This window comes from Mycobacterium paraffinicum (genome assembly GCF_001907675.1).
GTDB lineage: Bacteria > Actinomycetota > Actinomycetes > Mycobacteriales > Mycobacteriaceae > Mycobacterium > Mycobacterium paraffinicum_A.
On the sequence record NZ_MPNT01000016.1, the window covers coordinates 74,953 to 99,139 of the forward strand.

The 24,187-nt window shown below is 65.8% G+C and carries 23 protein-coding genes and 1 pseudogene; 11 read left to right on the forward strand and 13 right to left on the reverse strand.

The genetic code is table 11. The annotated features are described in order from the left end of the window. Positions 1-14: 14 nt before the first annotated feature. Together BRW65_RS18150 and BRW65_RS18155 are read right to left on the reverse strand one after the other, a co-directional pair. Entirely contained in the window at positions 15-1,595 is a 1,581-nt protein-coding gene (locus BRW65_RS18150) for a SulP family inorganic anion transporter (protein ID WP_084187862.1), read from the reverse strand. 269 nt (positions 1,596-1,864) lie between these two features. Further along, the gene (locus BRW65_RS18155) at positions 1,865-2,287 is read right to left on the reverse strand and encodes a nitroreductase family deazaflavin-dependent oxidoreductase (RefSeq protein ID WP_073876947.1); all 423 of its coding nucleotides are present in this window, start codon (positions 2,285-2,287) and stop codon (positions 1,865-1,867) included. Positions 2,288-2,533: 246 nt separating this feature from the next. Here BRW65_RS18155 and BRW65_RS18160 point away from each other — a divergent pair, with 246 nt between their 5' ends. Together BRW65_RS18160 and BRW65_RS31780 are read left to right on the forward strand one after the other, a co-directional pair. Further along, a complete protein-coding gene (locus BRW65_RS18160) occupies positions 2,534-3,223 on the forward strand; it encodes a class I SAM-dependent methyltransferase (RefSeq protein ID WP_167374060.1) in 690 nt (229 codons plus the stop codon). 84 nt (positions 3,224-3,307) lie between these two features. Then, positions 3,308-3,475, forward strand: coding sequence for a hypothetical protein (locus BRW65_RS31780; protein WP_167374061.1), 168 nt, complete (start codon positions 3,308-3,310; stop codon positions 3,473-3,475). 123 nt (positions 3,476-3,598) lie between these two features. Here BRW65_RS31780 and BRW65_RS18165 read toward each other — a convergent pair whose 3' ends face one another. Further along, positions 3,599-4,540 carry a DMT family transporter gene (locus BRW65_RS18165; protein WP_084187873.1) on the reverse strand — a complete coding sequence of 314 codons (942 nt, stop codon included), beginning with the start codon at positions 4,538-4,540 and terminating at the stop codon, positions 3,599-3,601. A 171-nt stretch (positions 4,541-4,711) separates the two neighbouring features. Between BRW65_RS18165 and BRW65_RS18170 the strand changes: the two genes are divergently transcribed. Beyond that, complete coding sequence (locus BRW65_RS18170) at positions 4,712-5,563, forward strand: LysR family transcriptional regulator (RefSeq protein ID WP_073876951.1); 852 nt, start codon at positions 4,712-4,714, stop codon at positions 5,561-5,563. 152 nt (positions 5,564-5,715) lie between these two features. Further along, positions 5,716-5,832 (forward strand): annotated as a pseudogene (locus tag BRW65_RS31350) (SDR family mycofactocin-dependent oxidoreductase); the annotation flags it as partial. A 107-nt stretch (positions 5,833-5,939) separates the two neighbouring features. Here the strand turns inward: BRW65_RS31350 and BRW65_RS18175 are convergent. Continuing rightward, entirely contained in the window at positions 5,940-6,260 is a 321-nt protein-coding gene (locus tag BRW65_RS18175) for a DUF1330 domain-containing protein (RefSeq protein ID WP_073877058.1), read from the reverse strand. Positions 6,261-6,420: 160 nt separating this feature from the next. On the opposite strand from BRW65_RS18175, the gene BRW65_RS18180 reads away from it, so the two are divergent. Continuing rightward, a complete protein-coding gene (locus BRW65_RS18180; protein WP_073876953.1) occupies positions 6,421-7,452 on the forward strand; it encodes a fused (3R)-hydroxyacyl-ACP dehydratase subunits HadA/HadB in 1,032 nt (343 codons plus the stop codon). A gap of 20 nt (positions 7,453-7,472) precedes the next feature. On the opposite strand, the gene BRW65_RS18185 is transcribed toward BRW65_RS18180, so the two are convergent. The 6 genes from BRW65_RS18185 to BRW65_RS18210 all read right to left on the reverse strand — a co-directional run bounded on the left by BRW65_RS18185 (position 7,473) and on the right by BRW65_RS18210 (position 14,914). After that, positions 7,473-8,324 carry a transglutaminase-like domain-containing protein gene (locus tag BRW65_RS18185; RefSeq protein WP_073876955.1) on the reverse strand — a complete coding sequence of 284 codons (852 nt, stop codon included), beginning with the start codon at positions 8,322-8,324 and terminating at the stop codon, positions 7,473-7,475. A 114-nt stretch (positions 8,325-8,438) separates the two neighbouring features. Continuing rightward, entirely contained in the window at positions 8,439-9,437 is a 999-nt protein-coding gene (locus BRW65_RS18190; RefSeq protein WP_073876957.1) for a glycoside hydrolase family 6 protein, read from the reverse strand. 304 nt (positions 9,438-9,741) lie between these two features. Further along, on the reverse strand, positions 9,742-10,815 hold the full coding sequence (locus BRW65_RS18195) for an aldo/keto reductase (protein ID WP_073876959.1): 1,074 nt from the start codon (positions 10,813-10,815) through the stop codon (positions 9,742-9,744). 96 nt (positions 10,816-10,911) lie between these two features. Next, positions 10,912-12,483: a GMC family oxidoreductase gene (locus BRW65_RS18200; RefSeq protein ID WP_073876961.1), complete on the reverse strand. Its 1,572-nt coding sequence runs from the start codon at positions 12,481-12,483 to the stop codon at positions 10,912-10,914. 57 nt (positions 12,484-12,540) lie between these two features. Continuing rightward, entirely contained in the window at positions 12,541-13,986 is a 1,446-nt protein-coding gene (locus tag BRW65_RS18205; RefSeq protein WP_073876963.1) for an Asp-tRNA(Asn)/Glu-tRNA(Gln) amidotransferase GatCAB subunit A, read from the reverse strand. Positions 13,987-13,990: 4 nt separating this feature from the next. Then, a complete protein-coding gene (locus BRW65_RS18210; protein ID WP_073877060.1) occupies positions 13,991-14,914 on the reverse strand; it encodes an alpha/beta hydrolase fold domain-containing protein in 924 nt (307 codons plus the stop codon). A gap of 220 nt (positions 14,915-15,134) precedes the next feature. On the opposite strand from BRW65_RS18210, the gene BRW65_RS18215 reads away from it, so the two are divergent. After that, positions 15,135-15,818, forward strand: a complete 684-nt coding sequence (locus tag BRW65_RS18215; protein WP_073876965.1) for a class I SAM-dependent methyltransferase — start codon at positions 15,135-15,137, stop codon at positions 15,816-15,818. Positions 15,819-15,859: 41 nt separating this feature from the next. Here the strand turns inward: BRW65_RS18215 and BRW65_RS18220 are convergent, their stop codons facing one another. From BRW65_RS18220 to BRW65_RS18230, 3 genes are all read right to left on the reverse strand, one after another. Beyond that, the gene (locus BRW65_RS18220) at positions 15,860-16,252 is read right to left on the reverse strand and encodes a nuclear transport factor 2 family protein (protein WP_073876967.1); all 393 of its coding nucleotides are present in this window, start codon (positions 16,250-16,252) and stop codon (positions 15,860-15,862) included. A 114-nt stretch (positions 16,253-16,366) separates the two neighbouring features. Continuing rightward, complete coding sequence (locus tag BRW65_RS18225) at positions 16,367-16,954, reverse strand: TetR/AcrR family transcriptional regulator (protein ID WP_073876969.1); 588 nt, start codon at positions 16,952-16,954, stop codon at positions 16,367-16,369. A 206-nt stretch (positions 16,955-17,160) separates the two neighbouring features. After that, on the reverse strand, positions 17,161-17,697 hold the full coding sequence (locus BRW65_RS18230; RefSeq protein ID WP_073877062.1) for a TetR/AcrR family transcriptional regulator: 537 nt from the start codon (positions 17,695-17,697) through the stop codon (positions 17,161-17,163). A 186-nt stretch (positions 17,698-17,883) separates the two neighbouring features. Here BRW65_RS18230 and BRW65_RS18235 point away from each other — a divergent pair, with 186 nt between their 5' ends. From BRW65_RS18235 to BRW65_RS18255, 5 genes are all read left to right on the forward strand, one after another. Next, positions 17,884-19,212, forward strand: coding sequence for a cytochrome P450 (locus BRW65_RS18235; protein WP_073877065.1), 1,329 nt, complete (start codon positions 17,884-17,886; stop codon positions 19,210-19,212). 121 nt (positions 19,213-19,333) lie between these two features. Further along, positions 19,334-20,569: a PucR family transcriptional regulator gene (locus BRW65_RS18240; protein ID WP_084187863.1), complete on the forward strand. Its 1,236-nt coding sequence runs from the start codon at positions 19,334-19,336 to the stop codon at positions 20,567-20,569. Positions 20,570-20,680: 111 nt separating this feature from the next. Beyond that, positions 20,681-21,640, forward strand: coding sequence for a fumarylacetoacetate hydrolase family protein (locus tag BRW65_RS18245; protein ID WP_073877067.1), 960 nt, complete (start codon positions 20,681-20,683; stop codon positions 21,638-21,640). A gap of 12 nt (positions 21,641-21,652) precedes the next feature. Beyond that, positions 21,653-22,345 carry a VOC family protein gene (locus BRW65_RS18250; RefSeq protein WP_084187864.1) on the forward strand — a complete coding sequence of 231 codons (693 nt, stop codon included), beginning with the start codon at positions 21,653-21,655 and terminating at the stop codon, positions 22,343-22,345. A 3-nt stretch (positions 22,346-22,348) separates the two neighbouring features. Then, positions 22,349-24,145, forward strand: coding sequence for an FAD-dependent monooxygenase (locus BRW65_RS18255; protein WP_073876972.1), 1,797 nt, complete (start codon positions 22,349-22,351; stop codon positions 24,143-24,145). Positions 24,146-24,187: the final 42 nt, after the last annotated feature.

A 24,187-nucleotide genomic window follows, 5' to 3' on the forward strand; every position in this document is an offset into this window, starting at 1 on the left:
ACCGCTGTGCGGGGCTAGCCGGCGTCCGCCTCGACCAAGCTGAGGTGGACAGCGCGGCGCTCGGATTTCGATGACCTATTCTCGCGCCCGTACGGTTCCAGCCGTCGGTGATGCACTCTCACGTCTCCCTCTGTCGCGCAGTGCCGGCGCTGCCAGTCGCTGATCGCTTGGTGCGCGGCATGATCGAGGTAGTTGGCCATCAGGTGAATGGTGACCGTGGTGCGCTCGGGGATGGTGGCGAGGACCCCCGTCAGGCGAGGCAACGCCAGGAAGGTGCATGCCCCTTCGATGATGAGATGCCATTCATCGCCAACGGGCTTGGCTTCCACCCTGGCCCGGACTACCCGCCAGCCCGTCACGACGACCGCTACGGCAAGTCCGATCAGCACGCCGTGCAGCAGATTGAGAAATACAACGGAGGCTATCGTCACCAGATAGACGGCGAGATCGCCGTTGCGCAGGGCGGTCTCGATGTGTGCGGGCTTCAGCAGCTCGATGCCGATGACGATGAGCAAGCCGGCGAGCGCCGCGGTCGGGATCTGTTCGACCAAACCCGCGAAGGGCACGGCGAACACCATGATCCAGACCCCGTGCATGATCGTCGATGCCCGGGTCTTGGCCCCCGCGTTGACATTGGCCGCGCTGCGCACGATGACACCGGCGATGGGAAGCCCGCCGATCGCGCCCGACGCCATGTTCGCCGCGCCCTGCCCGATCAGCTCACGGTTGAAGTCGGTCCGCGCCCCGGTGTGCATCCGGTCGATCGCGACCGCCGTCAGCAGGCTTTGCACGCTGGTGATCAAAGTGACCGTGATCACCGCGATGACAACGGCCCCCCAGTTCCCATCCGGGAGCTTGGGCAGCTGCAGCGCCTCCAGCACCGAGCCCTCCAGGCGGATACGGGACACGTTGAACGGCAACAGGACCGAGATGACCGTGACCCCGACGATGGCGACCAGCGGACCAGGAATTTTGGCCACCCGAGCCGGCGCCCAGCGCCACGCGACCAGAATGGCGATGACGAGCAGGCCCAGCACGAGCCCGGGCCGGTGCGCGCCGACAATCTGCGCGGGCAGTCCGACGACGTTCGCCCACGCCGAGCTGTCCGATTCGCCGCCCAGCAATACGTGCACCTGCTGCAAGGCGATGGTGACCCCGATGCCGGCCAGCATGGCGTGTACCACAACCGGCGAAATCGCCAAGGCGGCCCGCGCGATCCGGCTGATACCCAGGACAACCTGCAGCGCTCCGGCAATGACGGTGATCAAACACGTTACGGCCCAGCCGAACTGGGATACCAGATCAGCAACGATCACCGTGAGCCCGGCCGCCGGTCCGCTGACCTGCAACGGTGACCCGCCGAGGCATCCGGCGACGATTCCCCCGACGATCGCCGCGATCAAGCCGGAGAGTACCGGGGCGTCGGAGGCGAGGGCGATTCCCAACGACAACGGAAGCGCCACCAGGAATACCACTAATGACGCCGGGAAATCGTACTGGATGGCCGCGCGAAACCGGCCGCCGCGAGTGCCCACCTCGGCATCGTGTTCCCCCAGCTGCTCGACGCGTTGCACGGGCCCTCCCGGGTTGCGCATAAGGGCACGTTCGGACTTCCACCCGTAACGCGCCGAATTGTGCAATGTAAAACCCTGCAGCACAGGCGATCACATTCGCCGGGAACATCATTGTTCTGCTTCGCTTGCTATGGCTTATGCGTACCGAAGGTATGGGGCGGCCACGCAGGTCGCAACCCGACGGGCTGGGCGCATATCGAATGCAAATCTTTTGCGGCGCATATTCGTCGGGGCCGCATGAATGGTCGGCGCCGGGCGGTGCGTGCGAAAATGACTGGGCGGTGGACCTTTTACTCCAGGACGAAGACCGGTATCTGCCTCGTGGTCTTCGTCTGGTATTCGGCATAGGGCGGATACGCTTCGACCGCCCGCTGCCACCATTGTTCGCGTTCAACACCCTCGAGCTCGCGCGCCCTCAGCGTGACGACCCTAGCGCCGTCCTGCAGCGTCACCTCGGGGTTGGCCTGCAGGTTGAAGTACCAGAGCGGATGCTCGGGTGCGCCGCCCTTCGATGCGACTATGGCGTAACGGCCGTCGTTTTCGACGCGCATCAGCGGCACATACCGCTTCTTTCCGGATTTCGCTCCGGTCACGGTCAGCAGGACGACGGGCCGATCGAAGATCTCGACCCCGTCGGTGGTGCCTTGTTTGAGGATTTGCTCGGTCTGCTCGCGCACCCAGTCCCGCGGGCTCAGTTCGATGTCGTCGGCCATACCCGATCTCACCATGTCGTTGCGCGTTAGTCATCCCTCGCCCTCGGGCGCGTCCACCGGGCGCGTCGCTCACCTGGTCCAACTGAGGCCAGTGAGGAGCCCGGTGGTGGCCCGCACCGAGAACGACACCTGGGGTCTGGCCTCCAGCTCGGAGCCACCGCAGCGGCGGTCGCCGTTCTCGACTGACCTGAGACTAGGAATATCAGCCCCATTGACATATATCAGTCTCGTTGATATAACCGATGCATGTCTCAGTCAACTCAGGAAATGTTCGAATCCGCCTACCGTGGCGAGGCCCCGGAGATGGGTGCGGGTAATCGCCCGCCGTGGAGCATCGGCGAGCCCCAGCCGGAGATCGCGGCCCTCATCGAGGCCGGGAAGTTCCACGGTGACGTGCTCGATGCCGGTTGCGGGGAGGCGGCGGTCTCGCTGTTCCTTGCCGAGCGTGGCTTCACCACGGTGGGCCTCGACCAGTCGCCGACCGCCATCAAGTTGGCGCGCGAAAAGGCCGCCCGGCGCGGCCTCGCCAATGCGACCTTCGACGTCGCCGACATCAGCTCCTTCGGCGGCTACGACGGCCGCTTCGGGACGATCGTGGACTCCACGCTTTTCCACTCGATGCCTGTCGAGCTGCGCGTGGGCTACCAGCAGTCCATCGTGCGGGCAGCCGCCCCCGGCGCCTCGTACTTCGTGCTGGTGTTCGACCGCGCGGGCATACCGGCGGACGGCCCGGTCAATGCGGTCACCGAGGACGAGCTGCGGGATGTGGTCTCCAAGTATTGGGTGGTCGACGAGATCCGGCCGGCACGCATTCACGCCAACGTGCCCGACAGCGCCGTGGAAGGCTTTCAGGCCTTCGCGGGTGCCGACATTCGTGATGAGGGCAACGGCCGCAAGTCGATCGGGGCCTGGCTGCTGTCCGCGCACCTGGGCTAGCCGGACTCAGGGCCGGCCAGGTTTCGATGCCTGGCATTCGGGAGATCCTGACTGGAGCATCGCAGACGGTCAGAGGAGATCCACGTGGACCAGCAGGAAAGTTCCCACCGGCCACCCGCGCCCGAGGACGCCCGGCAGGCGACCGACGAACAGCGCAAGTTCCAGGAGCAATTGGAACAACAGGACGACGACCCGGACGCGCCGGGGCTGCACCAGTCCCGGCGTGACCTCCCCGACGAGAGCACGCGCTAGCCGGACGGCATTGAAAGCGGTTGCGCGCCCACAGGACTGGCCTGACGTCCATCATCGGTACTTAGCCGACGGTGATCGCGTCTAACTGGATCTGTCGGCGGCGGCCGCGCGGCCGGCCGATCACTACCCGCACGAGACCTGAGTCCGCTGATCAACCGCGGCCGGCGCCATCGGGTCCGGCACGTACCCCGCGTTGTCGGTCGGCGCATGGCGCGCCCTGGCTCCCCGGCTGCTCAGCCAGCAGGCCAAGCCGCCCAGAACCAGGCCGACCCCGACACCCACGTCGGGACGCTGGCCCAGTATGAGCCAGGACAGCAGCCCCGCGACCGCGGGAATGACGGCGAACAGCATCGCCACCGCCGCCGCGCCGTGGGTGTTGATGGCGCGCACATAAAGACTCACCGCGAGGGTCGCGTTCAACAGCACCATGCCGCCGATCGCGATCGCCGCCTGCCGGACGTCATGCACGGTGAACGGCGTCAGCACCGCGAGCGCCGCCGCGGGAATCAGCGCGACCGCATTCTGCATCGCGCTCATCGTGCGGAAGTCGACGCCCGTGCAGAAGCGCTGTTGGTAAACGCCGCCGGCCGAAAGCCCAAGCAGGGCAACACCAAGCAACACGATGACGGGGTCCAGGCCGTGGGTGCTCGTCAGCCTTCTGGCACACGCCGCGAGCACCGCGACGACACCGAGGGCGAGCGCGGCTACCCGTTGCCGGCCGAGCGGCTCCCCCAGGAAAACCGCGGCCAGGATGGCCGTGGCGACCGGGTTCATCGCGATCACCACCGCACACAGCACCGCCGGTGACCCGAGCTGAAAGGCCTCGTAACAGCAGCAGAATTGCACGGCTTGGATCAGCAGGCCTGCCACCACGACGTGGCCGAACTGCGCTCCCCGCGGCCAGGGCGCCTTGGCGAGCGCCGCCCAAACGGCCAAAATGGTTGCGGCCAAACCAAATCGCAACACCAGCGCGGCCATCGGCGCGATGGAGGTCACCGCGAGCACCCCGATGGGGTAACCGAGCGCGTAGAAGAACGTCACCGCCGACGCGGTGGTCAGCGGCATGCGCGGCAGGTCCATGCGACCCATGCTCGTTTAGACCGCCGCCCACAGTCCAACGAATATTGCTGATCGGCAATGATCGCGTTACCTTATCGGTAATCCAGTGGCGGAGCGGAAATTGGCCCTCCCAGCATGGCAATTGATTAGGTTCGCTGATCAGACTATGGTGCGGTCATGGCCCAGGTGCTGGACATAGCGCCGTTGCGCAGCCTCGTCGCGGTCGCCGACTGTGGCGGGTTTCACCGCGCCGCTGCCGCGCTGCACCTGAGTCAGTCCGCGGTCAGCCAGCATCTGCGCCGAGTCGAGGCCGTCGTCGGCGAGCCGCTGATCCAGCGCTCCGGCCGCGGCATCGTGTTCACCGAAACCGGACTCAAGGCCCTGCGGCATGCCCGGACGATCCTGGCCGCGCACGACAGGGCGCTCGACGATCTGGGCGCCACGGAGCCCAAACTCCTGACGATCGGCGCCACCGAGCACGGCGCGGACGTGATGCTGGCCGGACTGACGGGCATCCTGCGGGACCGGCTTCCCGACCGGCGGATGCGCTTCCGGCTCGACCGCAACGTGTCGCTCGCCGACTCCATCGAACGTGGGCTGGTCGACCTGGCGATCATGCTGGACGGGGCGGGCCTGGATCGCGCCAATGCATCCGGAGTCGTTCGGCTGCAGTGGATTTCGGCGCGGACTTTGTCGCTGCTTCCGCGGGACCCGCTGCCACTGGTGGTCTTCTCTGAACCGTGCACCTTGCGCGAGCCGGCCTTCGCGATCCTCGAAAACCACGGCGTCGCCTATGAGATCGCCGCCGAGTGCGGGGACCTGTCCGGCCTGTACGCGGCGGTGCGGTCCGGACTCGGAGTGGCGTTGTTGCCGATGATCGGCAAACTGCCCGACGGCCTGTGTCCGGCCGAGGGCCTGCCGCCGGCCAATAACGCCTCGGTCCTGGTTCGCGGACGCGTCGGAATCGACCCGGACCTGCTGGCCACGGTCGATGCCGCGGTGCGTGACGTGCTCGCCGCCGCGGACTGATCGTTACCCGGAGTCTTTGCGCCTATTCCGCGAACTCCGACGGCCGCGCTGTCTATCATCGGCCGCAAACCATTCCCCGTCGACGAACGACCGATTCCACCAACAGCCTGCCGGCCATCCGAGCCAGCGCCGCGCGCAGAGGAGTTGTCGACATGGCCGATGCCGTCGCCCCGCTAGCGGGGAAAGTCGCCTACGCGACCGGGGCCGCCCGCGGCGCGGGCCGCTCCCATTGCGTCCGGCTGGCCCGCGCGGGCGCCGACATCGTGGCTGGCTTGCCAGCGACGCGTCGTCGTTGGTGACCGCGGCCCAGCTCCCCGCCGACAAGGGCTACCTCAAGATCTGAGCCGGCCGGCACTCCGGGGGGTCCCGTCCACGCTCATCGACTGAGCACGGGCCTGAGATCGTCGAGACGGTCGAACAGGTGCCAGATGTATTTCGACGATCCGTTCTCGCGATGGGGATGCAGGTCGGCAAGTTCGGGATCGTTGCAGTAGCCGTCGAAGGCGTCCCGCGATTCCCACTCCACGAGGATCAGCACCTGACGGGGCTCGATGTCGCCGACGATGGCCTGCTGGAAGCTGCCGAGCGCCACAACACGACCCCCATGCTTGGCCACTTCGGCGGGAGACCGTCGCGAGTATGCGCGGTACTCGTCGGCGTCGGCCACATCGAAGAGATTGAGGGCATAGACGGTCATGGTCACCGACATTACGTGGCCGGATGCGCGCCCGCGGGCCGGCGCCGCTATCCCCACGCAGCAACTCACCGACCGCCCGCGTCGATGGTCGCGCACGTCTGCGCGTTAGGGTGCCTGGGTCGGCCGCAGCGAACCGGTCGATAGAAATGTTGAGCAATTGATGACCGCACCAGCCGAAACGCCCACGCTCGAATCGCGCGTGGGCCACTACTACCAGCTCGACGAACCGTACCGGGTCTCCGGCGAAAAAGTGCGGGAGTACGCCCGAGCCGTACAGGACTACCACCCCGCCCACTGGGACCTCGCGGCCGCCGCGGAGCTGGGATATTCGGGCCTGGTGGCACCGCTGACGTTCACGTCGATCCCCGGCATGGTTGCCAATCGCCACCTGTTCGAATCCGTAGTCGTCGGTTATGACATGTATCTGCAGACCGAAGAAGTCTTCGAGCAGCACCGACCGATCGTCGCGGGCGACGAACTGCACACCGACGTCGAACTCTCATCGGTCCGCCGAGTCGCGGGCCGTGACCTGATCACCGTGACCAACACGTTCACCGACTCCGCCGGCGAGCGGGTGCACACCATGCACACCACCGTCGTCGGGGTCACCGCGGACGATGTCGATCCGGCGATGTTGGTGGCTGCGAAGAACGTGGTGATGCACGACGTGAACCTCGCCGGAATCGACACCTCCGAAGCGGCCTACCGGAAGACTGTGCGCCCGGCGAGTGACGCTCGGATCGCCCAAGGCGGTACCGACCGTATCCCGGGCACCCCCTGCTTCGACGACCTGAAAGTCGGCGACGAGCTACCGGTGCACCACGCTCGCCTGTCGCGAGGCGACCTGGTGAACTATTCCGGGGTTGCCGGCGACGCCAATCCGTTGCACTGGGACGAGAACGTCGCCAAGCTGGCGGGCCAGCCCGATGTGATAGCCCACGGAATGCTCACTATGGGTTTGGGTGCCGCGTTCATCTCCGCGTGGTCGGGCGACCCCGGCGCGGTGAGCCGTTATGCCGTGCGACTGGCCCAACCCGCGATCGTGTCGGCCACCGGCGGTGCGGACATCGAATACAGCGGCCGGATCAAGTCACTGGACGCGGCTACCCGCTCCGGCGTGGTCATTGTCGTCGCAAAGTCCGGTGGTAGGAAAATCTTCGGGCTGGCGACGGCCGATATCCGCTTCCGCTGAATGAGAGCGGCTACGAGCCGCTACCCGAGACTGACGAGCTCGACCGAGTCCCTGGGCAGCTCACCGTCGACGACAGCGGTGACGGTCATGTTCTGCATGGTGATGGCGCCCCCATGGTTGTCAAGGAAGGCGGTGTCGGCGGCATCGCGTCCCGTGGCGATCCGCACCATCGACTGTCGAGGCGCCAGGCACGTCGCGTCGACGACGCGCCACACCCCGTCGATCAACGCCTCGGCGACGGCGTGAAAGTCCATCGGCTGGCACCCCGGCGCGTAAACGGCGACCAGTCGCGCCGGGACATTGACCGCGCGCAGCAACGCGATGACCAGGTGGGCGTAGTCGCGGCACACACCAGCGCCGGCGAGCAATGTGTCGGTGGCTCCGTCGATCGGATCGCTGGACCCCGGGACGTAGCTGAGCCGGGTGCCCACCCACGACGAGACCTTCTCCAGCAACGCGACCGAGGTGGCGTAGCGCTCGAATTCGGTTGCGGCGAAACCGAAGAACTTGTCGGCCTCGGCGTATCTGCTCGGCCGCAGATACGTGATGGCGTCGATATCCTTCACCGGCGCGGGATCCGCCTGTCCGGTGACCGTCGCCGAGTACGACACCGTGACCGTCCCTGTGTCGGCCGCCACGACATGGATGCGCGACTGATGCGGGCCGATGACCTCTCGCGGTTCCAGTGCCTTGCCGTTCAACTTGATGCTGAGTGATTCGCTCACGTCGATGCCGGGCTGTTGGCTGACCGCGATCTGGAAATCCAGCACCGCCGGCTCGGTGACCTCGACTTCGATTTCTACGCCGACGCTGCGGCCGGCGGGGGTCGCGCTGCTATCGGCTTTAACGCTGCGATGTTTCCATGCGGGCATATTCAGCCCTCTCGTCGAAGCCGGTCGAATCCCGCTCGCTGCTTGGCAGGGCTTTCGTGTACGCACTTTCTTACCGCACGAACGCCCTCGGCGCTCGCCGGCACCACGCCTCGGCTAGTGGCCGGCCCTCTGGGCGAGGTCGATGGCGTACTGGCTGACGAAGGTGCCCGCCGGCGGATCGCCCTTGTCGCATGTTCCGTCGGATTCGCCGGGGCGTTTGATCCACAGGTAGGCGTCGGCGTGCGCGCCGGCGGTCGCCGTGGTCGGCGGGGTGCCCAGCGCCCGGCCGCCCGGGTTGCACCAGTTGAGCCCGGAGTCGGGCGCCGGTCCGGCCCCGTTACGGGAAGTGTCGACCACGTAGTGCGAACCGTTGGTGAGGCCCGAAATGGCTTCCCCGTAACCGATTTCGTCCTCGGTGGTGAAGAAGTTCGCCGTGTTGACGCTGAAACCACGGGCATGACCCACGCCGGCCTGGTTGAGCCTGGCCGCCATGTCCTCGGCGCTATGCCAGCGCAAGTGCCCCGCGTCGATGTAGACGGCCGCTGCCGGGTCTCGGGTTAGCGTGTCGACGGCGTACCGGACCAGATCGTAGCGTTCCTGGCGCTGATCCCCCGACAAGCAGTCGGCCATGGCGAGCGCGTCGGGCTCGACGATGATCGCCACCCGCGAGGCGCCGACGCCAGATGCGATGCCGTCGATCCAGCCTCGGTAGTCCGCGCCTGACCCCATGCCACCCGCGGCGAAGCTGCCACAGTCGCGGTGCGGGATGCCGTAGATCGTCAGCACCGGGATGGCGCCCGCTGCGTTCGCGTCGCCGACGTACTTCCCGACCGTGGCCGCCGAACCACCCGGCACGATCCAATAGGCCTGCGGTGTGTTGGCGATCGCGGTCAACTCGGCGCTCGGCGGATCGGCACTCTGCGCGGCGCGCATGGCCGCCGAATTGGGATTGACATAGAACGGCGCACCGGCCAACGGGTTGCCATCGCTGGCCAAACGCACCGCCGGGGCGGTGCCTTGCAGCGGGACGGCGGATACACCCAGCCAGGCGACGGCGGCGACAGTCAGGAAGGGAATGATCCACCGCGTGAGGGCACTAAGAGCTGACGACATCACGTCAGGAAAACTAGTGCTTCAGCGCTTTGAGCGCGAATCCATGTCCGGGCAAGCGAGATATCAGCGCCCCAAGCTCGGCAGCCGTTTGACCTCCGACGGAATGACGCAGCCTCAGCTACCCCGCCGGACGCTCACTTGGATCGAGATTCGCGAGCCGCACCGACCGCATCACGCAACGCAGCTGCACCCGCGGTGACGCCGAGCCGACAAGCACCGCGGCTGGGAATCACCGGCGTAAGTGACGAGCGCGTGGCGGTCACGCCGCGTGCCCGCCAGCCGGCGATGTCGGTACGTTCCAGGATCAACCATCGCGCGGCTCGTCGACACCAGCTGCGTGTGCTGAGTCGTAGCGGGCGCCGATAATGGAGCCCGGCGAGAAAACCTCAGAGAGGTAGGCGACTTCGTCTGCGCTGATGGCAATGTTGGTCGCCGCGAGATTTTCCCGAACATATTCCTTGCGTTTGGTGCCCGGGATGGGAACGACGTCGAGAGGTTGCGCCAGAAGCCATGCCAGGGCCAATTGCCCTGGCTTACAGCCTTTTTGCATGGAAAGCCGCTTGAGCGCTTCTACCGGTCGGAGATTGGTGGCCAGGTTGGTGGCGGAGAAGCGAGGGTTAGTCGTCCGGAAGTCCGTGGGCGCGAACGTGCTATTAGGCGTGAGCGCTCCGGTCAAGGCCGACCGGCCTAAAGGGCTATAAGGCACCACCGTGATCCCCAGTTCACGGCATGTGGCGGTGATGCCGCGTTCAAGCCGTCGCTCCCACAGCGAGTACTCGCTTTGCAACGCAGCGATCGGATGCACTGCGTGGGCTCGACGGATCAGCTCGGGCGATACTTCACTAAGCCCCACACTTCGTACTTTTCCAGCCTGCACCAGCTCGGCCATTGCCCCGACGGTGTCTTCGATCGGCACATTCGGGTCCAGGCGATGGTAGTAGTAGAGGTCAATCGTCTCGACACCGAGTCGGCGCAGACTCGCCTCGCAGGCGGCGTTGACGTACTCGGGACGGCCGTCGAAGATCACCCGCGTGCGGTCCGCGTTCAATCGAGCACCAAATTTCGTCGCAAGCACGACCTCGTTCCTGCGTCCGCCAATAGCGTTGCCAATCAAGTGTTCGTTATGGCCGAAGCCGCGAATATTCGCCCGCGCCCCGACGTCGGCTGCGCCGTAGATGTCCGACGTATCGAAGAAATCCACGCCCATGTCCACGGCTGCACGCAGCGTGGCGATTGATTCGGCATCGTCGGCTGCACCGTAAAATTGGGACATCCCCATACATCCGAGCCCAATGGGCCGTACCGTCAGTTCGGAGTGACCCAGGCGCACTCGCGCGGAACCTGCTATGGATGGTCTACCTTCGCGGAGCTCCGCCATCGGCCGTCATCCCCTCCTTTGATTTCCGTGCCGGCGGCGCACCGGCGGTCATCGTAACCTCGGGGCAACCCGCTACCTTCACTCGTCGTCTGACCACTAAATGCCATGGTCTGCAGCGACGAATTGGGCGGCGCGCTCGCCGATGACGACGCAGGGGGCCATGGTGTTGGCGGTGGTGATGCGGGGCATGATGGAAGCGTCGGCGACGCGCAGGCCGTCGATGCCGTAGACCTTGAGGCGTCCATCGACCACCGACATGGAGTCGCGGCCCATCTTCGCTGTACCGCACTCGTGCCAATACGTGGTGACAGCGTCGCGCAAATAAGTCTCCAACTCGGCGCCGGTCAGGTCGCCCGGCATGACCTCGCGCGCGACGAACGGCCGAAGCTCCGCGGAATTGCCGATGTCGCGCAGGGTTTCGACGCAAGAGATGGCGGTCTTGAGGTCTTCGGGGTCCGATAGCGCGTTGGCTTCGATGAGCAGCGGGTCGGCCGGGTCCGGACCCGACAGCCGAATCCGGCCCCGGCTGCGGGGGTGCGTGGGTGAGCCGAACAGGACCCAGCTATTTTGCGGCAAACCGTATTTCGCGGCATTCTCCGCAGTGGCTTTCGGGAACGGCCCCAAGCACGCGAACAAGTCGGGTCCGTCGACATCGGCAGCCCCGGAGTCCCAGAACAATGCCGCACCAACCTGAGTGCTGCCCTGGATGTTCTCGGGAAACTCCCACACGCAGTCGAACCCGAAGTGGTCCTGAAGGTTGCGTCCGACCCCGGGTAAGTGCTGCCGAACGGCGATGCCCACCCGGCGTAATTCGGTCTCGTCCCCGATGCCGGACTGCATCAACACCTTTGGTGTGTGAATGGCGCCAAGCGACAGGACGACTTCAGCTTCGGCGGCTACCCGATGCGTCGTGCCGCCATGTACGACCTCGACACCGACGGCGCGGTCGCCGTCGAAGATCAGCCGGGTGACAAGGGCGTGCGGAACCACAGTGAGGTTCGGCTGATGCTGACGCGGGTCGGTGTAGGTGCGGAACACCGAGAGGCGATTACCGTCGCGCCAGCGTAGATCGGCGATCGCGGCGCCGCGGGTCTCCTCCATCAGTCGGCCGTTGGGGCTTTGATAAGTGGGAATCCCGATGGCCCTCGCCGCCTCCAGCGTCGCCGCGGCGAGCGCATGCGCGCCGGGTGCGGGTTGCACGAACACCGACCCGCCCCGGCCCCGATGGTGTGGCTCGCCGCTGCCGTGCCAGTCCTCGATTCGTTGATAGAGGTCGAGGGTGGACTCGTATCCCCAAACCGGCTCGCCGGATTCGGAAGCGTAGTGCTCCCAGTCGCTCCGGTGTCCGCGCGCCCAGATCATCAGGTTGATGCTGGACCCGCCTCCGAGAACTTTGCCCATCGAAAACGCGATCGCGCGGCCATGAAGCCGCGGATCCGGCTCGGCAAGGAATCCCCAATCGCGGTCGCTGCCAAGGTTGGCCGGCCATTGGCGTGCGTCGGTCACGCTGGGAATGTCGTCGCTGCCGCCGGCCTCCAGAAGTAAGACCCTGATGTCGGGGTTTTCGGCCAATCGGCTTGCGACCACCGATCCTGAGGACCCAGCACCGCACACGATGACGTCGTACCTCGGCTCCAATACTGTGGCCACGGAAGCCTCCTGGTTCATCGGCTAGGTATACTATTCAATACTTAGGTTTACGGACGGAAAGGGCGAGCGGTTCAATCACACTCGGACCGAAGAATGGGATGGCTGTTCGTTGCTGGACAATTGCTCCGCATCGACCCGCGGCGGCCAAGAACGCAGATCGACGGCCGATTGGTAGGCGTGACCGACGCGGAGCACCGTCGCCTCGTCGAAGGGGCGGCCGACGATTTGCAGTCCGACGGGCAGGCCCGCGCCGGTGAACCCGCATGGCACTGACAGCGCGGGCAGGCCGGTGAGGTTCGCCGGTGCGCAGAACCGGATGTACGCCTCCACCGGCCCCTCGGTGAGCCCGTCCGGCCACGTCACCCGCGGCTTGCCGGCGTCCATCGCCGCGGTTGGCACCGTCGGGGCGAGCAGCACATCGATCTCGGCGAAGAGCTTCCGCCACTGTCGGCGGATGAGGGCTCGTTTGCGCTGCGCGGCACGGTACTCCGTCGCCGGGATCGACTCGCCGGCCTGCAATGCCCGTCGTACGTCGTCGGTGTAGAGGTCGCCGTGTTCGCGCAGCATCTGCCGGTGATAACTGGCGGCCTCGGGCTGCAGGATCGCGAATTCGGTGTCCATCATCTCATCGGCAAAGGGCAGCCGGACTTCTCGCAGCCGCACCCCCAGGTCCGCGAGCCGAGCGCACGCCGCGTCGACCGCGGTCCTCACCTCGGCGTCGACGCGCTCGGTGAACAAGTTCACCGGGATGCCGGCCGTCGTCCCGGAAACGTCGCGGCCCAGGCCGGCTGAAAAGTCCGGGATGGGGACGTCGACCGAACCCTTGTCGCTTGGGTCGTACCCGGCCATCACGTTCATCGCCAGTGCCGCATCCTCGACGGTGCGTGTGAGCGGTCCGGCGTGATCCAGCGACCACGACAACGGTGTCACACCCGTGCGAGACACCCGCCCGTAGGTTGGTTTCAGGCCCACCACGCCGCACAGCGCGGCGGGAATGCGGATCGAGCCCGCGGTGTCGCTGCCCAGACCGAGGAAGCAGGCTCCGGCGGCCACGGCCGCCGCCGATCCGCCGCTGGACCCGCCCGCCATGCGATCAGTACGCCAGGGGTTGCGCGTCTGGGGAGTGACGACCCCATAGGCGAACTCGTGAGAGTGGGTGCGGCCCACGACAACCGCACCGGCCTCTCGCAGCTTCGCGACGACGGCGCTGTCGTGCTCGGGTATGTAGTCGGCCCGGACGCGCGAGCTGGAGGTGCTCGGCACGCCGGCCATGTCGTAAATTTCCTTCACCCCGATCGGGATTCCGTGCATGGGTCCGCGGTATCGGCCAGCGGCGATCTCGCGCTCCGCCAACGCCGCCGCCTCGACCGCGAGTTCGACGGTGACATTGCTGAACGCGTTGATCCGTGGATTGACCGTGTCTATGCGAGCCAGCACGGACCCGGTCAGCTCGACGGGCGACAGGGCCTTGGCGCTGATCTGCTGTGCGGCCGCGGCCAAGGTCAGTTCGAACGGTTGCACGAGGTTAGGCCACCGCTCGGTGAATTCCTAGCGCTGAGCTCAGCCAGCGGCCCATATCGGCGATCGCGCGGTCGACCTCGTCCACACGGCCAGCCCCCATGATGAAAGAGTGCTGCCCCTGGTCGACCCGTCGGACGACGATGTCATTGCCTGCCTGCCTTGCCTTTTGGGAGAAGGCCTCGGCGTCCGATGCCAGCAGTTCGTACTCGCCGTAGTACACCGCGATGGGGGGTAACCCCGACAGGTCTGCCCCGAGCAGATGCACCCGCGGATCGGTGAATTCCACGCCGGTTCCGTCGAGCCAGCACGACCGGAACAGCTCGAGCAAGCCCCGGGTGAGCAACTTGTCACGCTCGGCATTGGTTTCGATCGATTCGCCCGAGAGCGTGACGTCGGTCCACGGCGAAATGGACAGCACGGCGCCGGGCAGCGCCTCGCCGCGGTCCCGCAGCCGCAGCGCAAGTTCGACGGCGAGGTAGCCACCGATCGAGTGGCCCACGCTGCCAATCTTGTCGGGCCGGTAGCCCTGATCGAGCAGCCAGCGGTAGGCGGTCTCGACGTCCTCGACCTGAGCGGGGTACTTGTGCTCCGGGGATCGCCGGAAGTTCAGCACCAGCGAGCGCGCGCCGGCCGCTTTGGCGATATGCGCGGCCGCTTTCCGGTCGGAGTGCATCGACATCAGCACGCTGCCACCCATATGCGTATGCAGCAGCGCCGATTCCGGGTCACTGTCGACGGGAATGCACCACAAGGCCTCGACCCCACCGGCGTCCACCTCGGAATAGGTGACCCCTTCGGGCTCCTTCGTCGCCAGGTGGATGTTCTCGGCGATGTCGCGGATGGTCTCCAGCTCGAAGTTGGGGTTCGAGGTCCGCCTGCCGACCTCCGCGAAGAACCCGGCCAACTCGAACGGCTGCTCGCTTGTCATGAATTTTCCTTTCATCCGACCCGTAGGATAACGACCACTATATAACGGTCGCTATTCCATGTCGAGCCTGCTCCGGTGAGCCCGTGGAGAGATGGGCCGCGCGCCGGATTCGGTATTAGGAAGCCTGCGCTGGCCCGGATCGCTGGCCGCGCGGAAGTGGGACGGCCATGTACATGAATGGGTTTGAACCCTGCGTGGGTATGCGTGCGTATATCAATGTATGGCTACTGAATTGATCGACTGGGACGGCGCCTACCGCGAGGAAGGCATCTTCGTAGGTCCACCCCCATGGAACATCGGCGAACCTCAACCCGCTTTCATGCGGCTGATCAACGAAGGACGCATCCACGGCGATGTCCTGGACGCCGGCTGCGGGCACGCGGAATTGTCGTTGGCGCTGGCCGCCAAGGGTCACAGCGTGGTCGGGGTGGACCTGAGCCGGGCGGCGATCGACGCCGCCACAGCAACCGCGAAATCCCGCGGCATCGTCAATGCAACGTTTCTGTGCGCCGACATCACGTCGCTGACCGGATTCGACGACCGTTTCTCAACGCTGATGGATAGCACACTGTTTCATTCGTTGCCGGTCGAAAGCCGTGATGCCTATCTCCAAGCGATGTACCGCGCAGCCCGTCCCGGCGCGTCCTTCTTTGTCCTTGTCTTCGCCCACGGCGCTTTCCCTGAGGATTTCACGGTGCCGATCAATGCGGTCACCGAGGAGGAGTTGCGCGCCGCCGTGGCGAAGCACTGGGTCGTCGATGGGATAGAGCCCGCATCGATCCACGCGCTGGCCGGACAGGTGCATGGCGACGGTGAGGTGGTGCCGATGCCGCAACTGGCCACCGACGAAAAGGGGAGGTTGATTTTTCCCGCCTACCTGCTCTCGGCGCACAAATCGGCTTGATCGCCCCTGGCGCCGCGGGACTAGCTCCCGTCGCACGTCGGTCAGGAGAAGTACGCGTCGAACGAGCCGATGTCGGTCAGATGCGCCGTGACCTCAGAAATCTTGTCGCCACGGATGGTTAGCACGTTGACCACATCCTGTTCGAGCCGCTTGCCATTGTGCTCACCGGTGTCGTGCAACGTGACCGCGACCGTGTCACGGCCGAAAGCGAGCCCCTGCGGCGAGATGTGCAGTCCGTACCGGGCGAACGTGTCGGCCAGCCTGGTGGCTTCGTCGATTCCGGTTGCCCTGCCAGATACCACGCTGGATCCGGGGATGGTCCAGACGATGTCGGGGGTGGCGTGTTCGGCGATCCCCGCAGGGTCGTCGTGCACGATCGCGGTCGCGGAACGCGCCGACGACGGCACGCTGCTGCTGTGTCGCAGCAGCTTCATCGTCCGGCACGGCGCTCGAATAGCCTGCCGGCACAACGCAAACCAAGGCCATCGCGATACCCGAGCCCATCCGGGCGGCTTTCCAAGCACTCGACGCCCGGATGGGGGCTCCAATCATGTGCGCCGCTTGCCGGGTGAAATAAGCCTGTCCGCGGTCTCGCTCACGGCGTCGAGCACCGCTGCCTGCGTGGCGGGGTCGGCCATCGCGCGCGAGATCGACACCGCCCCGACCATCAGCGCGACGACGCTCCACGCCCTGCGCTCCCGATCGGCGCCGTCGAGCACGTCGGCCACCCGCCCCGCCAGCGCGCTGATCTTGCGTTCGTACGCCTCCCGAGTGGATACTCCCGCGCGTGCCACATCGGCGCTAAGGGTCGGCATCACACATCCGTCGCCCGGGTTCTCCACGTGGTACGCGCTGAGGTAGTCCGCGAGAAAGCTTTTGAGCTTCGAACGGCGCTCGGCCTTGCTGCCGGACTCGGTGTCGGAAACGAACGGCTCACCGACGGCGGCCGCGATGATCGCCTCGAGCATCGCTTCCTTGTTGGGGAAGTTCGAATAGAACGCTCCGGAGGTCACGTCCGCCGCGGCGGCGAGCCCGTCCACGCCGATCCCGTTGAAGCCGGCGACCTTCATCGACCGCATGCCCGCACGCAGCAGCGCGGCGCGCGCCTTGACCTTTTGGTCTGCCGGATACCTCATAACAAGGACATTTATAGCATAACTACCGATATCTTACGATCGTGGAGCAATCCCCGGTTCGAACAACGAGCGGCCTATGTTGTCCGGCGGGCCGACAATGTTGTTGCAGAACGCTATTGATCTAGGGCTCCGTTCTGCAGGCGTGTTGTTTCGTCGCGGGTCATCGTCACGATCTGGTTAGTGCCTGGCAAGGATGGGGCGCGTCCCTACGTGGAGGGGTTGATCAGTGCGATGGCGCTGCGGACCGCCTCTTCGGTGACAGCGGCCAGGGGTTGGTCGTGTTCGACAGTGTGGGCCGTCAGTTCTCGAAGGCCGCCGATCAGCATCACGGCCCGTGCGTGCGGCACCGGATCGATTCCGATCGACTTCAGTTCGTCGGTATCGCTGAGCGCGTGGACCAGTTCGACGAATTGCCCCATGACGAAGCGCTGCAGGGAACGGGCGGACGGGCCGAGCGCGGGAACATCACGTATCCAGGTGAGTGTGAGCGGGCGACGACGTTCGGCCCAGTCGAACCAGGTTTCCACCGCTTGGCGTACCTGGGTCTGCCACGGTGCGCGCGGGTCGACCGCGGCAGCGACCGCGGAGAGGTTGGCGTCGTTGGTCTCCGACAGCAGAGCGACCAGGCATGCCTCACGGTCAGCGAACTCGGCGTAGAACTTGGACTTCGAGGTCCGGGCCCGCCGGACGACGTCGGACACCATTGTGTTCGCGTAGCCGACATCGGCAATGCACTCTGCCATCGCCTCCAAGATGCGGCGCCGGTAATCCTCAGAATTCCTGCGGGCCGGTTGTGCATGCCCCAGTTTCTCCACCGCGTCCACCACAGGTCCCTTCCGCCATCCCGATAGTAGAACCGGCGTGGTGGCGTTCGGTACACCCGTGTACTAATGTCGGGCTAGTACGCAGGCGTACCAGAGGGAGGGATGATGGCTCAGCTCACCAGCGACCCGGTGCGATTGCCGCCCGGCGTGAACCTGCCGCGAATCGTTCAGGGTGCCGCGATGTTGATCGACCGGCCGGGTGCGCTCGAATACGCCCGTCGGCGCCACGGCCCGGTGTTCAGTGCGTCGCTTCCGTTTTTCGGCGACAGTGTGGTTCTCAGCGAACCCCGCTTGATCAAGGAATTGTTCACTGCGGGCGACTTGGTGGAGACAGTCACCAACCTGGGCGCCGTCATTGGCCCGGGGTCCACGTTCAGCCTCAATGGCGCACCGCACCTGGCGCGCCGCAAGTTGCTGATGCCGCCGTTGCACGGCAAGCGGATGCCGCTATACCAGCAGATCATCGAGGAAGAGGTTGCGCGCGAGCTGTCGAGCTGGCCGGAGGCGACGCCGTTCGCGACGCTCCCATCGATGATGCGCATCACCCTCAACGTGATCCTGCGGGCGGTGTTCGGCGCCGACGGACCCGAACTCGCGGCCTTACGAGAAATCCTTCCGCCGGCGGTGCTGCTCGCATCCCGGCTTACCGTGCTGCCGCCGGGTTTGCGCCGCGATCTGGGACGGTGGAGCCCATGGGGACGTTTGGAACGGATGCGGCGCCAGTGCGACGAGCTCATCGGCACGCTCATTCAACACGCCAGGACCGCACCTGATCTCGACGAGCGCACCGACGTGCTGGCCATGCTCGTGGCTGCCAGAGACGAGGACGGCCGGCCGATTCCCGACGATCACATCATCGACGAACTGCAAACGCTATTGGCCGCCGGACACGAGACCACCGCCACCACGCTGGCCTGGGCCGTCGAGCGGCTACGCCGCCACCCCGCCGTGTTGGCGAAGCTGGTGGCGGAGATCGATTCAGGCGGTTCGGATCTCCTGCAAGCCACGGTATGGGAGGTGCAACGCAGCCGCCCGGTGATCCCCGTCGTTCTGCGCGTGACTAGGGGTCGCACGAGACTGGGAAAATGGGTCTTGCCCGAGGGGCACACCGTGATCGCCAGCATCGCGCTGTCGCACAGCTCGACGGCCAACTACACCGACCCGGCGCGCTTTGATCCCACCCGCTTTCTCAACGACAAGCCCGACACCAGCTCATGGATCCCCTACGGGGGAGGGGTACGACGTTGCGTGGGTGCGGCTTTTGCCAACAACGAAATGCTCATCACCCTGCGCGAGCTGCTGCGCACCTATACGCTCGAACCCACCTCCGAGCCCGACGAAAGACCGAGATCCCGAGGCATCGCCAATGCACCCGCCTCCGGCGCCATCGCCGTCGTCCACCGCCGCAATGCCCCACGGTGCAGTGGCTCATGAGGACCCGGCCGGCGCACGAATGGCTGTTCGCCGGCGCGCCGGATAGGTGACCACGTCAGTGGGGCGCCCCTGGTTCGCCGCACTCGAACCGACATCGCCGCAAGCTTTTTCGGCCGATTCGATGCTGCCTGAACGCGTCGGGGAGCTCGCTGCGCTGCTGGGGCCCGGGCCGGCCGGCTGGGCTGTTGAGCTGGGTGCACTGATGGCGGCCAGCATCACCAGTGCAATCCCGGAGCTGGCCGTGGACGCGGTCGCCGAGGAGGTTGCCCGGGGGTGCGAGGGGGTCGCTCTAGCAACGCTTTCCGCGCTGGCACTCGATGACCACGTGACGTTCGCGGCGATGCCGGAGGTGCTCACGGGTCCCATGGAGGTAGTGGCGCGCGGCATCGGGATCGAGCACATGCTGCGCAGCATCCACGTCGCGCATGCCACGGCAGCGGGGGTGCTCCTCGACGTCGCCGAACGCGTGGTGCCCGAGTCACAACGCTTCAGCGAGATGAGGCGCATCAACAAGGCCCTGTTCGACATCGTCGATGTCCTGACCGAACGCATGGCTGCTGAGTACGCCCGCGCGCACGAGGAGTGGTTGACCAGCTCCGTGGCGCTGCGTATGGAAATCGTGGAGGACCTCCTGCAGGGCAATGCCGTTCCGATGGAGAGGGCCACCCGGGTTCTCGGCTACGACCTGAGCCGCTGGCACCTGGCCGTGGTCGTCTGGACGGGTGCCGCAATGCCCGCAGAGCCTACCCAGCTCAGAGCCGCTGCCGCACAGGCGCTGTCGGCGGCGGGGTGTGTCTCGACGCTGGTGCTTCCCGTGGGTGCGCAGCGAGTGTGGGCGTGGGGTTCGCGGACGTCGCAGCCGCCGGAGTCGGTGGTCCCAACCATGCCGCCGCCTCCGGGCGTGCGCATTGGGATCGGACTGGGCGGCGCCGGCGTCGAAGGTTTCCGGGACAGCCACCGTCAGGCGGCGGAGGCGGCGCGCGTCGGCGCGATGTCGACGCACGACGCCTGGTCGTTTCGCTACCAGGACCTCGACTTGGTCGCGATGCTCAGCACCGACCTGCCCGCCGCCCGCGAGTTCGTCGCCCGCGAACTCGGCGATTTGGCCGCTAGCGCGGATTCCGTTGCCACAGTGCGTCACACGCTCAAGCGCTACCTCGACCATGACAGGAGCTTGGCCGCCACCGCTGCCGATCTGCACGTCGCACGGAACACCGTCGCCTACCGGGTGCAGCGCGCCGAGCAACTTCGCGGCAGGCCTGTGGCCGATCGCCGGCTGCAGTTGCACGCCGCCCTCACCCTCGCCGAAGAACTCGGCTCCGCGGTTTTGCGGCTAGCGGCGACACCGTTGGACTGAAGTCCAATCAGACCGGGTCAATTATGGACTCAAGCCCAGGCTTCAACGGGTCGCCGGGCAGTTGACTGAGCACAGAGCGCGTTCGAATGGTGAGCAGAAGTGGAGAAACCGGTGGTAGTTCAGCTCGTCCGATACCGAGACAACGAGCAAATCTCCTGGGGCGTCGTCATGGGTGACGTCGTCTCACCACTCACCGGGCAATACACGAGCACCGCTGGCCTCATCGAACACGGTGCATCCGACTGGGTGGCGGCCGCGGCGAAACCCGGTCACGTGGCGCTGGCCGACGTCCGTCTCCTGTCACCGGTCACCACGCCCTGCCGGGTGATGTGCCAGGGGGCCAACTACCGTCAACACGCGATCGAGTCCGGGATGGACCCAGACAACCGCGCATTCAACTTGTTCTTCGACAAGACCGACGCCTCAGTCACCGGGCCACACGATCCGGTGATCCGCCCCGCCCACGTCACCTTGCTCGACTACGAGATCGAGCTGGCCTTGGTTCTGCGCCGATCCGTCGACGCACCGACCACGGTCACCGTCGAGAACCTGCACGAGTACGTCTTCGGGGTCACCATCGCAAACGACTTCTCCGCCCGGGACGTCCAGCTGCCACAGGGACAGTTCTTGAAGGGCAAGAGCTATCGCGGCTTCTGCCCGCTGGGGCCCGTGCTGGCGGTCCTCGAACCCGAGGACTTCACCTTGCTCGACGACCTCGAGTTACGGCTGGAGGTCAACGGGTCGCTACGGCAGAGCGACAGCACCGCGAACATGGTCTACCGGCCCGCCGAGACGCTGACCGAGTTGACCGAGTTCTGCAACATCAGCCCCGGTGACGTATTGCTCACTGGCACCCCGCACGGTTGCATGGCGACCTCCCCGCCCGCGTTGATCCGCCGGCTTGCAACCGCGCTGCTGCCCGAACAGACGCTGTGGGCGGCATTCGTCAAGCAGAACCAGCGCAAGCCCTATCTGCGCCCCGGTGACATCGTCACCGCCTCGATACGCAACGCCACCGGAACTCTCGATCTGGGCACTCAGCGAAACGTCATCGTCGCTCCGGGCAGCTAGAAAGGAATTTCTTTGAGCGCCACGCCAAGTCCCCTGCAGCCCGCCGATTCGGAGGGTACCAACGGCACCCCCTCGGGGCCGCCGGACCTTCGAGACCTTCCCGACCGGCTAGTGCCGGATTTCATCGCCCACTGGGTGGTCAAGACCGCTCGCAGCGCCGAGATGATCGAGTGGTACGGGCAAGTTTTCGGCGCCCGCGTCGTCCACGAAGACAATCAGATCGCCTTCCTCACGTGGGATCACGAGAGCCATCGGTTGGCACTAGTGAAGCTTCCCAAACCGTTGCGGTACGTCTTCCCACTATCGCGGTGGCGCCGCAAGACCTACGGCATCGACCATCTGGCATTCACCTTCACCTCGGTGGAAAGGTTGCTGCTGACCTTTGAGCGGCTGAAGAAGGCGGGAATCGCTCCTGTCTGGTCCATCAACCACGGACCGACGACCAGCCTGTACTACGAGGACCCCGAAGGCATCCGGCTGGAGTTTCAGACCGAGAACTTCCCCACCGCCCAGCAGACCGCCGAGTACTTCGCCAGCAACGAGTTCAGTGAGAACCCAATCGGCACCGACATCGATCCGGACTACCTTCTTGAACAGCTCCGCGCGGGTGCACCACCAGAGGACCTGCTGACACGCGGCGCGGGCACCCGCCCCGGCACCAAGCCCCGCTCCAACAAGCGAGCCATTACCTGGAAGACGTTGTGAGGCATGGACAATGACTCAGTCATCATTGTCGGCGCCGGCGCCGCCGGGTCCACCCTGGCCTTGCTGCTGGCCCGCTACGACATTGCGTGCACGGTCGTCGAACAACGCAGCGACCCTCGCCTGCATCCGGCCGCGCACGTCATCAACGCGCGCACCTTGGAGATCTGGAACCAAGCCTCCCCAACGCTGACGGGCGCCCTGGAGTCGATCACCCCGCCGATCGACACGGTCAACATCATTCGTTGGTGTACCGACGTGCGCACCGCCCCGCTCGGAGAGATCGACCTGCTGTCCCAGCCAGACCGGCTGGCCGAAGTCCGAACGCACAGCCGATATCTCATTTCCCACATCGGTCAGCACCTGCTCATGCCGGTGTTGTGGGATGCCCTCGACAACGAGGCCTTGATCGACTTCCGGCGGGGGTGTTGCGCCGAGATGGACGGCGAGAGGTTGATCCTGCGTTCGGCGGGCTCTGAACCGACAGTGGTGTCACCGCGGTACATCGTCGCCGCCGACGGGGCGAACAGCACGTTGCGCGACGCTGCCGGGATCGCCATGCAGGGCCCGGTGCTGGCCAATATGGGCAGTGTCTTCTTCCACGCGCCCGGGGTGTATCCCGACGGCGCCGATCGCCCACTGCTCAGCTGGATCTACCATCCCCGCTTCAGTGGCGTGATGATCGCCCACGCCGATGACGACTACGTGCTGATGACCCCCTACCTGCACCCGGCCCAACTGATCGCGCGGGACAGCCACCGATATTGGAATCGCGTCCTGCCTCGAGTAATTGGTTCGACCAACTACCGGATCCGGTCAACGGGAACCTGGACTATGACCTCCCAGCTCGCCGATCAATTCCGCCGCGGGCGGTTGCTACTCATCGGCGACGCCGCCCACCGCTTCCCGCACACCGGCGGCTTCGGACTCAACAGCGGTGTTCAAGACGCTCACAACCTGGCCTGGAAGCTGGCGGCAGTCTTGCGCTCGGGAGCGTCGGACTCAGTGCTGGACACCTACGAGACCGAACGCCGGCCCGTCGTCACGCGTTTCGCCGAGCAGAGCACGAACAATCACTTCACGCTCGACGAAGTAACCGAGCCATTGGGCATCACCAATCGGTCGCTGCACCAAGCGACCGAACTGGCGGGAAAGCTGCGTCCTAAACGGGTTCCCGACCGAGTAGTCGCGGCCGTCGCCGACGCTTTGACCTACGCCCAAACTTCGCGCACCAAAACTCTTTTACGGCGCGGCGCCCGCGGTCGGCGACTGCGCCAGCACATCACCGACGCGGTACCGGGCCAAGAGGAACACTTTGTAGCCAGCGGCCTGGAATTCGGCTATGCCTACGCCAGCTCGCTCATTGACACCTCCGAGGGTCGCTGTCCCGACAGCGACGTCGCGTTCTATCAACCGACTACCCATCCGGGAGCCCGGCTGCCGCACGCGTTCGTCACGACCCAGGACGGTTCGCATCTATCGACCCACGAGATCCTTGCCAGCACGGGGCTCACGTTGTTCACCGCCGACCCGCAGGGCTGGAGCGCAAGTCTCGCCGGAATCCCGATGACGGTGCCGGTCGCGGTGGTCGCGCTGCGCGCGGCGAGCAGCGACGAAGGCGCCGCGCTGATTGAGCTGTTCGAGGTCGGCGACCGCGGCGCCGTCGTGGCCCGACCCGACGGACACGTGGTGTGGCGCATCAACACTGACGCCTCCGGGGCCGATCGGCTTCAAGAATTCGTCGAACGCGCGTGGAGCGACGTCTACCCGGCGTGGGTGCCGAACCTCCAGGAGGCACCGTGACCATCGCTCATCCGTTGGGCTCCGCCCCTTCCCCGCACGACC